We start from the raw sequence: 14,320 nt of genomic DNA on the forward strand, positions 1-14,320 counted from the left end.
ATGTCCGTCTCCTCCTCCGTTCCCCGCCGCTCTCCGCCGCTGCGCTCCCTGCTGGCCGCCCTGCTGCTGCTGCCGGGCCTGCCGCTGCCCGCGGCGGCCAGCGGGCCGGGCCGGGCGGCGATCGAGGCCTTCTCGAAGGGCCTGCAGAGCCTCGATGGCCGTTTCGAGCAGCAGGTGTTCGACGCCAGCGGCCAGGCCGGCGAGCGCAGCACGGGGCGCATTTCGCTGAAAGCCCCGCGGCAGTTCCGCTGGGAGTACCAGACGCCGTTCCCGCAGCTCATCGTGGCCGATGGCGACCATCTCTGGCTCTACGACCCGGACCTCGAGCAGGTCACGGTGCGGGTGCAGAGTTACGAGGAGCAGTCGAGCCCGCTGGCCGCGCTGATCGATCCTGGCGAGCTCGACCGGCAGTTCCTGGTGCGCGAGGGCGGCCAGGCCGAGGGCCTCACCTGGGTGCGGCTCGAGGCCCGCAGGCCGGCCGAGTCCGGCCTTGCCTCGGCGCGGCTCGGCTTCGCCGGCCAGACCCTGGCGCGCATGGTGTTCGAGGACCAGCTCGGCCAGCGCACCGAGGTGCGCTTCCACGGCTGGACCCGCAACGGGGCGCTGCCGGCCGATCTGTTCCGCTTCGAGCCGCCGCCGGGCGTGGATGTGGTGGGCGAACGGCGTGAGGGCGCCGACGTCCGCCCGCTGCAGGAATGAGCCCGCAGGAGCGCACGCCATGAACGCGCTGGCGCCGCTCGCCGAGCGGATGCGCCCGCGTTCGCTCGATGCCATCGTCGGCCAGCGCCGCCTGCTCGGCCCCGGCGCCGCGTTGCGCCGCGCCCTCGAGGCGGGGCGGGTGCATTCGATGATCCTCTGGGGGCCGCCCGGCTGTGGCAAGACCACGCTTGCCCGGCTCGTCGCCGAGCGTGCGCAGGCCCGGTTCCATGTGATCTCGGCGGTGATGAGCGGCCTGCCCGAGGTGCGCCGGGTGCTGGCCGAGGCGGCCGAGGCCTTCGCCCGGGGCGAGCGCACCGTGCTCTTCGTCGACGAGGTGCACCGTTTCAACAAGGCCCAGCAGGATGCCTTCCTGCCGCATATCGAGGCCGGGCACATCGTGTTCGTCGGCGCCACCACCGAGAACCCGAGCTTCGAGCTCAACTCGGCCCTGCTCTCGCGCTGCCGGGTGCACGTGCTGGAGGCGGTGGCCGCCGAGGACATCGTCGCCGCCCTGCGTCGCGCCCTCGACGATGCGGAGCAGGGCCTGGGCGGGCAGGGCATCACCATCGACGATGGCGCGCTGGAGAGCCTCGCCGAGGCTGCCGATGGCGACGTGCGGCGCGCCCTGACCTTGCTCGAGATCGCCGCCGAACTGGCCACGGACGGACGCATCGACGAGGCCACCCTGGCCCAGGTGCTGGCCGACCGCACCCGGCGCTTCGACAAGCAGGGCGAGCAGTTCTACGACCAGATCTCGGCCCTGCACAAATCGGTGCGCAGCTCCGACCCGGATGCCGCGCTCTACTGGCTGGCGCGCATGCTCGATGGCGGCTGCGATCCTGCCTATCTCGCCCGTCGCCTCACCCGCATGGCGGTGGAGGACATCGGGCTGGCCGACCCGCGCGCCCTCGACATGGCGATCAGCGCCTGGGAGGCCTACGACCGGCTGGGCTCGCCCGAGGGCGAGCTCGCCCTCGCCCAGCTCGTGCTCTACCTCGCCAGCTGCGCCAAGAGCAATGCCGGCTATGTGGCCTGGAAGGCGGCCCGCGCCGACGTGGCGGCGCAGGGCACGCTGGCGGTGCCCATGCACCTGCGCAATGCCCCGACGAAGCTCATGAAGGGGCTCGGCTATGGCAAGGGCTACCAGTACGACCACGACGTGGAAGGCGGCGTGGCCCTCGACCAGACCTGCCTGCCCGAGGCGCTGGAAGGGCGGGTGTACTACCGCCCCCTGGAACGGGGGCTCGAGCTGCGGCTGAAGGAGAAGCTCGACGCCCTGCGCGAGGCGCGGACCCAGGCCCGGGCCGGCCGGCGTGGCGGGCAGGGCGGAGGCTGAGCGCGCCTGCCGGGCGTGCTAGCGTTGTGCCATGAACTGGACCTACCTCGGCCTCGTGATGCTGGGCGGTGCCTTCGGAGCCGGCCTGCGCTACAGCCTCGGCCACTTCGCCCTGCTGCACCTCGGCGACCGCCTGCCCTGGGGCACGCTGGCCGCCAACTTCCTCGGCTCCTTCCTCGCCGGCCTGCTGTTCGAGTGGCTGGAAGGGCGCGGCACCGCCGGCACCGCCCTGCGTGCCCTGCTGATCGTGGGGGTGATGGGGGGGCTCACCACCTATTCCTCGCTGATGCTGGAACTGATGGCCTTCGGCCGGACCGGCCAGGCCGAGCGCGCGGTGGTCTATTACGCGCTCACCCTGGCCGGCGGCCTGCTGCTGGTCTGGGCCGGGATGCGCCTCGGCGCCTGGCTGCGCGGACCGCTGGCCTGAGCCTGTCCGGGCGGGACAGCGCCCCGGCCCAGCGGCGATAATCCCAGCTTTGCAACGAGGGGCCGCGCCCCGGAGAACACGATGCTGGATCCGACCCTGCTGCGCAGCGAGCTTGCCGCCACCGCCGAACGCCTCGCTGCCACCCGCGGCTTCACGCTCGACGTGGCGGCCCTGCAGGCCCTGGAGGCCGAGCGAAAGCAGCTGCAGGTGCGCACCCAGGAACTGCAGAACCTGCGCAATACCCGCAGCAAGGCCATCGGCATGGCCAAGGCCCGGGGCGAGGACGTGACGCCGCTGATGGCCGAAGTGGCCTCGATCGGCGATGAGCTGAAGGCCTCCGAGGTCCGTCTCGAGGCCATCCGTGCCGGGATCGAGGCGATCGCGCTCGGCATCCCCAACCTGCCCGACGCCTCGGTGCCGCTCGGGGCGGACGAGTCCGGCAATGTCGAGCAGCACCGCTGGGGCACGCCGCGCCGCTTCGATTTCCCGGTGAAGGACCATGTCGAGCTCGGCGCCCGCGAGGGCATGCTCGATGGCGAGGCCGGAGCCAGGCTCAGCGGCTCGCGTTTCACCGTGCTGCGCGGTGGCATCGCCCGCCTGCACCGGGCGCTGGCGCAGTTCATGCTCGACCTGCACGTGGCGGAGCACGGCTGCCTCGAGGTCAATGTGCCGCTGATCGTCAATCCCGAGAGCATGCGCGGCACCGGCCAGCTGCCGAAGTTCGAGGAAGACCTGTTCTCGACCATGGTGGGCGAGGCAAAGCGCTACCTGATCCCGACCTCCGAGGTTTCGCTCACCAATCTCGTGCGCGAGGAGATCGTCGATGCTGCGCGCCTGCCGATGCGGCTCACCGCCCACTCCCTGTGCTTCCGCGCCGAGGCCGGCAGCGGTGGCCGCGATGTGCGCGGCATGATCCGCCAGCACCAGTTCGAGAAGGTCGAGCTGGTGACGATCGCCACGCCGGCGCAGAGCGCCGCCGAGCATGAGCGCATGACCCGGGCCGCCGAAGTGGTGCTGGAGCGGCTCGGCCTGCCTTACCGCCGCGTGCTGCTGTGCACCGGCGACATGGGCTTCTCGGCCATGAAGACCTATGACCTCGAGGTCTGGCTGCCCTCGCAGAACACCTACCGCGAGATCAGCTCCTGCTCGAACTGCGGCGATTTCCAGGCCCGGCGCATGCAGGCCCGCTTCCGCAACCCGGATACCGGCAAGCCCGAGCTGCTGCATACGCTGAACGGCTCCGGCGTGGCCGTGGGACGCGCCCTGATCGCGGTGATGGAGAACTACCAGGAGGCCGACGGCAGCATCACGGTGCCCGAGGTGCTCCGCCCCTACCTCGGCGGCACGGAGCGCCTTTGACCGGCAGCAGCCTCGACCTCAACGACCTGAAGCTCTTCGCCCTCGTGGTGGAGCATGGCGGCTATGCGGCCGCCGAGCGGGCCTCGGGCGTGCCGAAGTCGCGGCTGTCGCGGCGTATCGCCCAGCTCGAGCAGGACCTCGGGGTGCGGCTGATCCAGCGCTCCACCCGCAAGTTCGCCGTCACCGAGGTGGGGCAGAACGTGTTCCGCCACGCCCAGGCGATGCTGGCCCAGGCCCAGGCCGCCGAGGAGGCCGTGCAGCTGCTGAGCGCCGAGCCGCGTGGCATCGTCCGGGTGAGCTGCCCGGTCTCGCTCTCGCAGCGCCTGCTCTCGCGGGTGGTGCCCGGCTTCCTCGTCGAGCATCCGAAGGTGCGCCTGCAGGTGCATGTCTCGAACCGCCGCGTCGATGTGATCGAGGAGGGCTTCGACGTGGCCCTGCGCGTGCGCACCCGGCTCGATACCGACGGTGAGCTCGCCATGCGCCGCTTCGGCGAGTTCCGCGAGCTCCTGGTAGCGAGCCCGATCTACCTCGCCCGCCATGGCCGGCCGGTCGATCCCGCCGTGCTCGCCGACCATGTCACCCTGAGCATGAGCGAGGACGAGGCCCGCCAGGTCTGGGAACTGCATGGGCCGAACGGCGAGACGCGCAAGGTCGAGATCAAGCCGCGCCTGATGGCGCTGGATTTTCCCCTGCTGCTGGAGTCGGCCATGGCCGGCATCGGCATCGCCCTGCTGCCGGAAGCTGCCTGCGTCGATGCGGTGCGCGCCGGACGGCTGGAGGTGGTGATGCCCGACTGGAGCCTGCAGCGCGGCATCTTCCACGCCGTCTTTCCCTCGCGCCGCGGCCAGCTTCCCGCGGTGCGCGCCTTCCTCGACCACATGGTCGAGGCCTTCCCGCGGCTGATGAACGAGGCGCGGCTGTAGAATCCCCCGCACGGAGAGATGGCCGAGTGGTTTAAGGCAGCGGTCTTGAAAACCGCCGTGGTGGCGACACCACCGTGGGTTCGAATCCCACTCTCTCCGCCACTTCGCCCCGGTCACTGGTTCCATTCCAGCGAGAGCTGGACGGCGCGTCCGGGCTGCGGCAGCAGCGAGCTGTAGAAACCGGCGCTGCCGGTCCACTGCCCGTCGGGGCCGAAGCGCCCGGGCTCGATGCCGGCAGAGGCGTCGTTGAGGCCGGGGTGGGCGTAGCGACGGTCGGTGAGGTTGGTGATGCCCAGGGCGAGCACGAGGCCCTGCCGCGGCAGGGCCTGCCAGCGCAGGTTGAGATCCGCCACGGCATAGGCGGGCAGCCGGCCGACCGGGTTGCTGGCGACGGTGTCGCGCGCCGCCATCCAGCGGCCGCGCAGGGTGGCCGTCCAGCGCGGGGTGGGCTGCCAGGTCCAGCCGGCATAGAACTTGTGTTCCGCCGCATCACCCACCGGCCGGCGGCGCATGCCGCTGCCTTCGTCGCGCTGTTCTTCGGCGTCGATCCAGCTGGCGAAGATCCAGGCCTCGTGGCGGCCATCCGCCCAGCGCGCCCGGAGGCCGAGGTCGATTCCCCGCGCGTCGCGGCGTCCGAGGTTGGTCGCGCCGCCCGCCACGGTGACGATGTCATTGCGCGTCGCCAGCCGCCAGGCCGAGATCCAGGCCCCAGCTTGCCTTCCCTGCCAGCCCAGGTGCAACTCCCGCGTGGCCCCGCTCTCCGGTTTCAGCGCAGGATCGCTGCCGCTGCCCTGCCAGCCGCCGTACAGCTCGCGCGGGGCGGGTTCGTTGAACGATTCGCCATACAGCAGCTTGAGCGTCCAGGGGCCCCAGTTGCCCGAGTAGCCGCCGCGCAGGGTGGTGGCTGGGCCGATGGCGCTGAAGTCGTCATGCCGCAGGCCGAGGGTCAGCACATGGCGGTCGCCCTCGCCGAAGCGCCCGTCCCACTGCCGCCGTAGCTGGGCGTAGGCGCTCCATTGCCGGGTGCGGATGCGGTTGCCGGGCAGGGTGTCGAAGCCGGCGCGGGGCGGGAAGGGGTAGGCCTCGAGCGAGTCGAATTCCTCCGGGAAAACGGAAGGCCCGTAGTTCGTGCGGTAGGCCTTCTGCAGGTCCTTGTGCTCCCGGCGCAGACCGGCCACCAGCGACAGGCCGGGCGCGATCGCCAGCTCGCCGTCGTGCGAGAGCGTAAGGCTGCGGTTCTCCGAGCCCCAGTAGCTGAAATCCACCACCCGGCGCAGGCTGCCATCCGGCTGCAGGGCCGGGTATCCCTCGACGAAGTAGGAGCCGTCGGCCACGCCGCTCTCGCGCCAGCGCAGGTGGGTCTCGCCATGCCAGCGCCCGAGGACGAGTTCGTGGGCGATCCCGAGCACGCGGTCCGGCTCGCGCCACACGGCATCGTTCTGCACGGCATCGCCGGCATAGGCATTGCCATAGCCGCTCGACAGGGTGAAGGCCTGGGCATAGGCGCTCCAGGCGTTCCAACGCCAGCGCAGGTCGAGGCCCTGGTGGCGGTGCCGTGAGGCGTAGCGCCCGCCGAATCGGCCATCGGCGAAGGCGCCCCAGAGCCGGCGGTCGGCGTAGTAGGCCTCCGAGAAGGGCGCGAGCCCGCCCCGTGCTCCGTCGTCGAGACGGCCTTCGTCGTGGCGCAGGGCCAGGGAGAGGCGGTGTTCTCCCCAGCCCCGGGCGAGGTGCAGGTCGATGAGGCGGCGACCGAAGCTGCCGGCGCTGATCCGGCCGGAAAACGCGCGATCGACCCCGGCGCCGGGAGCGGTGACGATGTTCACCACGCCGACGAAGGCGTTCGCGCCGTAGATCACCGCCGAGGGGCCATAGACCACCTCGACGCGCTCCACCTGCGCCATCGGCAGGGCGGTGATGATCTCGTCCTGGTTGAAGTAGAGATGGTTGAGCGGCTGGCCATCGAGCAGCAGGAGATAGGGCACCGACATGGTCCGGCGCAGGCCGCGCCACTGGTTGCGCAGCCAGGAATCGCCGTAGGCGCGCGCGAGGTCCATGCCCGGAAGATCGTCATACACCTCCGACAGGTCACGGTAGCCGCGCAGTGCGAGATCCTGCCGGGTGAGCACGAGGATCGTGGCCGGGGCATCCCGCGCCCGCTCGGCCTGGCGCGAGGGCGCGACGACCACGAGATCCATCAGTTCTTCCAGCTCGAGTTCGAGCAGGTCGCGTTCCGCCCGTGCTCCCTGGGCGATTGCCGGCTCCGGCCCGAGGAAGGCGAGCAGGCAGAGCAGCGACGTCCAGCGCGCGGAGAGGGCAGGCATGGCGGCCATCGGCGATGGGGCGATGGCAGGGAGCGTACTCCTCCCGCCGGGACTTGGGAGGCGTAGCGTGGGACGATTTCCTACAGGCCCCGAAGCATCGCCCCTTGCCGCTGCCGCGCCGCCGCTCCTAGGCTGTGTTCTCCCCCCACCCAACCCCCGTGGACGGAGGCGTTCCCATGATCAAGGTGTTCCTGCTGGACGACCATGCCCTGGTGAGGACGGGCTACCGCCTGATCCTCGAGCGCGAGACCGACATGGTGGTGGTGGGCGAGGCCGAAGACGGCGAGACCGGCCTGCCGCTGATCCGGCAGCTCAAGCCTCATGTGGTGCTCTGCGACCTGCACCTGCCCGGGGTGAGCGGGCTCGAGATCACCGAGCGCCTCGCCAAGGTGGAGGGCGGGCCGAAGGTGGTGATCTGTTCAGTGCAGCAGGACGGCCCGATGCCGCGCCGGCTGATGGCGGCCGGTGCCCATGCCTATGTCGGCAAGGGCTGCGATGCCGCCGAGCTGCTGAGGGCGATCCGCGAGGCAGCGCGCGGCAAGCGCTACCTCGCCAGTGAGGTGGCGCAGCACATGGCGCTGGCCGGGGCGCAGGGCGAATCGCCCTTCGAGGCCCTGTCCCCGCGGGAAATGGAGGTGGCCAAGCTGCTCTGCCAGGGCCTCAAGCTCGAGGAGATCGGGCGGCGGCTGCACCTGAGCGGCAAGACCGTGGCCACCCACAAGTACCGCCTGCTCGACAAGCTGGCGATCAAGGACACGGTGTCGCTGGCGCGGCTCGCGACCCAGTACGGCGTGCACGACGCCAACCTCGCTCCGCCCTGAGCTCAGGCTTCGCGCAGGCGGTTGGCATCGTGGCGGCGCTGGGCCAGGGTGCGCAGCACCCGGGCCATGGCATCGCCGATGCGGTCGTGGGCTTCGCGTGGCGGGCGCAGGCCGAGCGCGCGCTCGAGATCGGCGTAGCTGGCATCACGGGGCAGGGCGTTCAGTGCCTCGATGATGCGGTTCACTGCCGCGACCGTGGGGGCGAGTTCGGCCACGCTGCGGTTGGCCAGCGCAAGGCTGCCGCCGAGGGCCTTCAGCAGGACCGGGAAGGCCGGCTGCGGAGGCGGGGGCAGCCCCTCGGGATCGAGCCGCAGGGCCAGGGTGTTCACCCGCCGCTCGGCGGCATGCCAGCCGCTGCGGCTGGCGATGCGGCCGCGGGCCGAGATGTCGGTGGCTTCGATGCGTGGGATCGGGTCGATCGCGTCCATGGACCTGGCGGGATGTCAAAACGTGTCAATGCGTGAAGTCTGGCACGTCTTGCCGCCGGGAAGGTGAACGTTGCGACTGCAACCACCGCCTCAGGACGGCGGCTGCCGCAGCACCCGCCAGCTGGCGCCCGCCACTGCCACGGCGCCCAGCACCAGCACGGCCCACAGCACCCAGCGCCCGCCGGTGTCGGGTGCGGGTGGCGTCAGGGCAGCGCTGCCCCCGGCTTCCACGCCGGGCCCGAGGCGGGCAAGCGGCGGTTCCCAGCCCGGCGCCTGGGCGGCCTTGAGCATGGCCAGCGCCTCTTCCGTGCCCTCGAAACGGCTGCGCTCGCTGCCCGATCCGGCCAGCAGCCGGTAGGGCGGCGCCCCCGAGGCCAGCACCAGCAGGCGTTCCGGGTGGTACCAGAGGCCGAGCCGCGGCGCGCGGGCCGGGGCATCGAAGACCAGGGTGAGCGGCCCTTCGCCGCCAAGCACGGCCGGGAAGGGCCCGGAGTACAGCGGGCCTTCTTCGAGCTCGAGCCGCCACGCACTTCCCTGCAGCAGCGGGTAGGCCTGCGCTCCCTGTCCCTGTTCGAGGCGGAAGCCATTGACGGCATTGCGCTCCTCGAGGCGTGGTTCGACGGCGACCACGGGCAGCGGGCCCGGCGCCGGATACTGCAGGCGGCGGCCATCCTCCGAACCCGCCACGGCATCGAGCAGGTGCAGGCGGCGTGGCGGGCTCGCCGGGTCGTGCCGCAGGGCGTGCAGGGCCTCGATCGGAGGCAGGGTGGCGCCTCCGAGGGGCTGCAGGGCCAGATGGCGGTAGCGGCTGTGCGGGAGGGTCACCTCAAGGCGCTGGATGCGTCCTTCCCCTTGCCCGACCCGGAGCAGGGGGGCGGCGGGTTCGAGAGGCTGCCAGCGCAGGAGATCGTCCGAACCGTGCACGGCGAGGCTCAGGCGGAAGTCTCCGGCCGACTCGGGCACCGAGAACACCAGGGCGTCGATGCCACCCCGGCCGGTCTCGCCGGCATCCACCAGCCACTGCATCGCCGGGGCGGGCGGCGCGGCATCGATCCTGACATCCACCGAGCGGCGCCCGCCGTCGCGGACCTGGACCGCCAGCCGTTCCCCGAGGGGCGCCGTGCCAGAGGGGGCAAGCGCCTGCGGCAGGGGCAGGGCGAAGCGCTGTGCTTCGGGCGGTACCGGCGGTGGGCTGCCGAGGCTGATGGCAAGGCGTCGGCCGGTGGCATCCAGTACCGCAAGATCGCTGCGGTCGGGGCGGGTCAGGGTGGCGTACACCTCGGGGGTGAGCTCGATGGCGAACACCGGGGCCTCGCCCACGTCCTCCACCGGGAAGGCGCGGGCGAAGCGCTGGCCGTCCTCGGCATTGAGGCTGCCGGCGGCCAGCAGCAGGAGCGGCAGCCACCGGCATGGAGCGGAGGCCGGATGCGGGCGGGAGCGGGAGGCGGAAGACGCGGCAGGACGTGGAAGGCTCATGGCAGATCCGTGGAGGGAGGGGCATGCCGGGGCGGGCGTGGGGCGAGCCGCCCGACCAGCACCAGCAGGCCGCCGACGGCGAGGAAAGACACGATGCCCATCAGGTCGCCGAGGTGCTGGCGGTCGATGGCCACGAGCTTCAGCAGCACGAGGCCAAGCAGCAGGGCGCCGGCCGTCCACAGCGGGCGGCTGCCGCGGCGCGAGCCCAGCACCCAGCAGGTCACGCCGGCCAGGGACCACACCACCGAAAGCGCGGTCTGCGCCTGCGGCCAGCGCAGTACCGACGGCCAGTGATAGGCCCAGGGCATGGCCTCGGGCGACAGCGCGTGCCAGGTGCCGCGCAGGGCGGCCATCGAGAGGAACACGAGCGCCGCGCCGCCCAGCAGCAGGATGCCGGCCTGCCTGGGCGGACTGCCCGGCCTGGCCCGTCGCAGGGCCGCGAGCAGCCCGAGCAGGCCGGCGAGATGGAACAGTTCCAACGGATTGAGCAAGGGCAGCCAGGGCAACGGCGCCGCCGAGCCGGCAAGGCCCTGCGTGGCCCACCAGACGGCGCCGAGCAGCAGGCCGGCGAGCCAGAGGGCGAGCGGGCGGTAGCGCGCCGCTGCCTCGGCCACCGGCCAGGTGGCCCGGGCCGGATGGGTGGCGAGCAGCGCGGTGAGCGCCACCAGCGGCAGCCAGGGCAGCACCCAGTGCCAGCCCTCCCCCAGTGGCTCGGGATTCAGGGCCTGCAGGCCTTCGCGGATGGCAAGCCCGAGGGCGAGGACGAGGGCGGCGAGGCCGGCCAGGTGGGTGAGCGCGAGGCGGCGCGGGGTCTGGCGCAGCGCAGGCAGGGCGAGCAGCAGGCCGGAGGCGAATACCGGCAGCACGAGGCCCACCGGGCTGCGCCACCAGCCGGGCTGCAGGGAGAAGGCGAGGCCGAGGGCCGGCAGGGCCGTGGGCACGAACAGGGCGGGCCACCAGGCAGGCCGCTGCCATGGCAGGCGGCGCAGGGCGAGGGCGGCGAGCGCGCTGCTGGCAGCGATGAAGCCGAGCCAGAGCGCGGCCATGCCGGCCAGCCGCTCCTCCCAGGTGCCGGTCGCCATGCCGTGTTCCACGCCCAGGTCGGTGAGATCGATCCCGAGCAGCGCCCACCAGCCCAGGGCCGCGGCCGTGAGCAGCCCCCCGGTAAGGCCCCGGCTCGATCCCCGCTGGCGGTCGAGCAGGCGGGCGCAGGCCGCCGCGGCGAGGGCCAGCAGGGCGAGCGGCAGGCTGGGCCGGGCATCGCCCCCCGGCCCGAACCAGCTCCAGGGATCGCTGGCGAGGAAGGCGAGGCCGGCGAGGCCCTGCAGCAGCACGCCTCCCACCCGCGGCCAGCGGCGCTGCTGCACCTGGCCCAGCCAGAGCAGGGCCACGCCCTGCAGGGCCCAGGTCACCGCCGTCCACTGGGCCGAGAGTGCCAGCGGAACGGCGAGCGTGGCGAAGGCGAGGCCCAGCGCGGCCGCGCCCTGGCCCAGCACCCTGAGAGCCGGCCGGCGGCGGGCAAGCCAGGCCACCGCGGCATACACGAGGCCCACGCCGAGCGCCGAGAACGCCAGCGGCAGGCGCTCGCCCTCGAGCAGGGCCACCTGCATCGGGAAGGCCAGCAGCGGCGTGCCGAAGAGCAGGGTGGCATCGACCTTGCCCGGTTCCCGGCCACGCAGGGCGTAGAGCACCGGGATGGCGACGTAGAGCAGGAAGAAGCCGACGAGGAAGGGCTCGGTGCTGGCGAACAGCTCCGGCCGGAAGTGGCGCGCGCCCCAGGCCGCGCCGATGCCGAAGGTGAAGGCGAAGCCCAGCAGGTTCAGGGCACGCCAGGGCCGGACCCAGGCGAGCCCGAAGACGGCGAGGTTGAGCACCGCATACCAGCTGAACAGGGCCACATGGCTGCCGCCGCCGGTGGAGAGCAGCACCGGGGCGAGGTAGCCGCCCAGAAGGCCGATGGCGGCCAGCCAGACCGCGTTCTGGCGCAGGGCGAGCACGGCGGCCCCGGCCACCAGCACGACGACCAGCGTGAAGGCCACCGGGGCGGGCAGCAGCCCGGGCACACGGAAGGCCGCGAACACCGTGAGCAGCAGCACGGCGATGCCGCCGCCCTGCAGGCTGAGGCCGAAGGCCGGACGATGCCCTGCCTGCCGCAGGCCATAGCCGAGCAGGGCGAGACCAGCAGCAGCCACGCCGGCATAGCGCAGGGCCACCGGCACTTCCAGCCAGCCGGTACTGGCGGCGTAGCGCAGCAGGGCGCCGATGCCGAACAGCGACACCACCAGGCCGAGCTTCACTGGCACATTGCCTTCGAACAGGAAGCGGCGCAGCACGCCGAGAGCCGTCTCCAGCGGCGAGGGCGCTGCGGCCGGCGCGGCCCCGGCGGGCGCAGGGGAGGGTTGCGCGACGCCCGGGCCGGCGCGGCCGGGAACCGCCGTGCGGCTGGCCGGGGCGGAGGCGGCGGGGGGCAGGTCGGGCAGCGGGGGCGGTGTTGCGGCGGCCGGTGAGGGTGAGGCGGTCGGACCGGCCGGGGCGGGATCGGCGCCCGCCACGGGTGCTGCCCGGGGCGCGGCGGAAGACGCAGGCCGGGCTTCGAGGGCCGCGAGGCGCTGCGCGAGCCGGCGCTGCGAGGCGAACAGGGCGGCCAGCGTAGCGCCGGCGATGGCGCCGAACAGGGCGCGCGATTCCGTGGCGAGGAACGCACCGGCGATGGCCGCGACGATGGCCGCGACCATCGCAAGGGGGAAGGGCATGGGACATCCGGTCCTTGGGGGGAGGCTCCATCATCACGATGCCCGCCGGCCCGTCAATCGGGAAACTGCCCGAAGCCGTTTCCGGGCCCCGGAATCCGGCGGTCGCGTGGCGTGTGCGCCATGAACGACGAAGGCCCGCCATGGGCGGGCCTTCGCGAAAAGCATTCGGATGGTCGGGGAGACAGGATTTGAACCTGCGACTTCTACGTCCCGAACGTAGCGCTCTACCAGGCTGAGCTACACCCCGACGGGAGCCGCATATCCTAGTGCCGCGGACTTGGCATCGCAAGCCCCCGGGACAGTCCCACGCGCCGTCACCCGGAGGATGCGGGCCTGCCACGGGCCGGCGGCCGATTTGCGACAATCGCCGCTTTCGTGATTCCCGGAGATCCTGCGCGTGATCAAGCCCCGCACCCCGCCCGGCGTCCTGGAGCTGCTGCCCCGCGACCAGATCGCCTTCCAGCGCGTGCTCGACGTGATCCGCCGCACCTACGAGCGCTTCGGCTTCCTGCCGGTGGAAACGCCGGTGTTCGAACTCACCGAGGTGCTGCTGACCAAGAGCGGCGGCGAGACCGAGCGCCAGGTCTATTTCGCCCAGTCCACCGGAGCGCTGGAGAAGAAGGAACCCGGCCTGCCGGAACTCGCCCTGCGCTTCGACCTCACCGTGCCGCTGGCGCGCTACGTGGCCGAGCACGAGCACGAGCTCGCCTTCCCGTTCCGCCGCTACCAGATGCAGCGCGTCTACCGCGGCGAGCGCCAGCAGCGCGGCCGCTTCCGCGAGTTCTACCAGTGCGACATCGACGTGATCGGCAAGGACGCGCTGTCCGTGCGCCACGATGCCGAGATGCCGGCGGTGATCCATGCCATCTTCTCTGAGCTCGGCATCGGCAAGTTCACCATCCAGATGAACAACCGCAAGCTGATGCGCGGCTTCTTCGAGCGCCTCGGGGTGGCCGACGGCGCCCTGCAGATGGCGGTGCTGCGTGAGGTGGACAAGCTCGACAAGCGCGGCGCCGACTATGTGCGCGACACCCTGACCGGTGAAGGCTTCGGGCTGTCCGCCGAGGCGGTGGCGCAGATCCTCGCCTTCGTGTCCGTGCGCTCGAACGGTCATGCCGATGCGCTGGCGAAGCTCGAGGCGCTGGGCGGCGGCAATGCCACCCTCGAGCAGGGCGTGGCCGAGCTGCGCGAGGTGCTGGAGCTGGTGCGGGCGCTGGGCGTGCCCGAGGCCGACTACGCGCTCAACTTCTCGATTGCCCGCGGCCTCGACTACTACACCGGCACGGTCTACGAGACCACGCTGGACGACCATCCGCAGATCGGCTCGATCTGCTCAGGCGGCCGCTACGACAACCTCGCCAGCCACTACACCAGGTCGCACCTGCCCGGTGTGGGTATCTCGATCGGCGTGACCCGTCTGTTCTGGCAGCTGCGCGAGGCCGGGTTGATCTCCAGCGCCGAGAGCAGTGTCGAATGCCTCGTCGCGCTGATGGACGAGGCCGGCCTGCCGGCGGCCCTGGCGCTCGGCAACCGCCTGCGCGCCGGGGGCATCAATACCGAGGTGCAGCTCGAGCCGAAGAAGCTCGCCAAGCAGTTCCAGTACGCCGACCGCGCCGGCATCCGCTTCGTGCTGCTGCAGGGCGAGGACGAGCGGGCCAGGGCCACGGTGGCGGTGAAGGACCTGCGCCGCAACGAGCAGTTCGAACTGCCCGAGGGCGAGGTGGTGGCGGCCCTGAAGGTGGAACTGGCGCAGCAGCGCGCTCTGGCGGGGCGCTGA

11 protein-coding genes and 2 tRNA genes are annotated in these 14,320 nt (G+C 72.2%); 8 read left to right on the forward strand and 5 right to left on the reverse strand.

Annotated features, from left to right (window positions below; genetic code table 11):
* The 6 genes from lolA (at window position 1) to G408_RS0100570 (ending at window position 4,846) form a co-directional block, all read left to right on the forward strand.
* Complete coding sequence (gene lolA / locus G408_RS0100545) at window positions 1–699, forward strand: outer membrane lipoprotein periplasmic chaperone LolA (RefSeq protein ID WP_084628029.1); 699 nt, start codon at window positions 1–3, stop codon at window positions 697–699.
* Window positions 700–718: 19 nt separating this feature from the next.
* Window positions 719–2,035 (forward strand): replication-associated recombination protein A, encoded by a 1,317-nt coding sequence (locus tag G408_RS12410; RefSeq protein ID WP_051282453.1) that lies wholly within the window; start codon window positions 719–721, stop codon window positions 2,033–2,035.
* A 31-nt stretch (window positions 2,036–2,066) separates the two neighbouring features.
* Window positions 2,067–2,462: a CrcB family protein gene (locus G408_RS0100555; RefSeq protein ID WP_028769501.1), complete on the forward strand. Its 396-nt coding sequence runs from the start codon at window positions 2,067–2,069 to the stop codon at window positions 2,460–2,462.
* Window positions 2,463–2,543: 81 nt separating this feature from the next.
* Window positions 2,544–3,821, forward strand: a complete 1,278-nt coding sequence (gene serS / locus G408_RS0100560; RefSeq protein WP_028769502.1) for a serine--tRNA ligase — start codon at window positions 2,544–2,546, stop codon at window positions 3,819–3,821.
* Window positions 3,818–4,744, forward strand: a complete 927-nt coding sequence (locus G408_RS12415; protein WP_037411837.1) for a LysR family transcriptional regulator — start codon at window positions 3,818–3,820, stop codon at window positions 4,742–4,744. Before serS ends, G408_RS12415 begins: the two co-directional genes overlap by 4 nt.
* Before the next feature lie 12 nt (window positions 4,745–4,756).
* Window positions 4,757–4,846: transfer RNA gene (locus tag G408_RS0100570), tRNA-Ser, on the forward strand.
* Between the two features lie 11 nt (window positions 4,847–4,857).
* Here the strand turns inward: G408_RS0100570 and G408_RS0100575 are convergent.
* Window positions 4,858–7,065, reverse strand: coding sequence for a TonB-dependent receptor (locus tag G408_RS0100575; protein ID WP_169719196.1), 2,208 nt, complete (start codon window positions 7,063–7,065; stop codon window positions 4,858–4,860).
* A gap of 176 nt (window positions 7,066–7,241) precedes the next feature.
* Between G408_RS0100575 and G408_RS0100580 the strand changes: the two genes are divergently transcribed.
* Window positions 7,242–7,886, forward strand: a complete 645-nt coding sequence (locus G408_RS0100580; RefSeq protein WP_037411679.1) for a response regulator — start codon at window positions 7,242–7,244, stop codon at window positions 7,884–7,886.
* A gap of 2 nt (window positions 7,887–7,888) precedes the next feature.
* On the opposite strand, the gene G408_RS0100585 is transcribed toward G408_RS0100580, so the two are convergent.
* The 4 genes from G408_RS0100585 to G408_RS0100600 all read right to left on the reverse strand — a co-directional run bounded on the left by G408_RS0100585 (window position 7,889) and on the right by G408_RS0100600 (window position 12,790).
* Complete coding sequence (locus tag G408_RS0100585; RefSeq protein ID WP_028769505.1) at window positions 7,889–8,314, reverse strand: hypothetical protein; 426 nt, start codon at window positions 8,312–8,314, stop codon at window positions 7,889–7,891.
* Between the two features lie 90 nt (window positions 8,315–8,404).
* Entirely contained in the window at window positions 8,405–9,790 is a 1,386-nt protein-coding gene (locus G408_RS12420; RefSeq protein WP_037411683.1) for a DUF3999 family protein, read from the reverse strand.
* Window positions 9,787–12,543 carry a DUF2339 domain-containing protein gene (locus tag G408_RS0100595; protein ID WP_051282454.1) on the reverse strand — a complete coding sequence of 919 codons (2,757 nt, stop codon included), beginning with the start codon at window positions 12,541–12,543 and terminating at the stop codon, window positions 9,787–9,789. Before G408_RS0100595 ends, G408_RS12420 begins: the two co-directional genes overlap by 4 nt.
* Before the next feature lie 170 nt (window positions 12,544–12,713).
* Window positions 12,714–12,790: transfer RNA gene (locus tag G408_RS0100600), tRNA-Pro, on the reverse strand.
* 150 nt (window positions 12,791–12,940) lie between these two features.
* On the opposite strand from G408_RS0100600, the gene hisS reads away from it, so the two are divergent.
* A complete protein-coding gene (gene hisS / locus G408_RS0100605) occupies window positions 12,941–14,320 on the forward strand; it encodes a histidine--tRNA ligase (RefSeq protein ID WP_028769507.1) in 1,380 nt (459 codons plus the stop codon).

Source organism: Silanimonas lenta DSM 16282 (assembly GCF_000429065.1).
GTDB lineage: Bacteria > Pseudomonadota > Gammaproteobacteria > Xanthomonadales > Xanthomonadaceae > Silanimonas > Silanimonas lenta.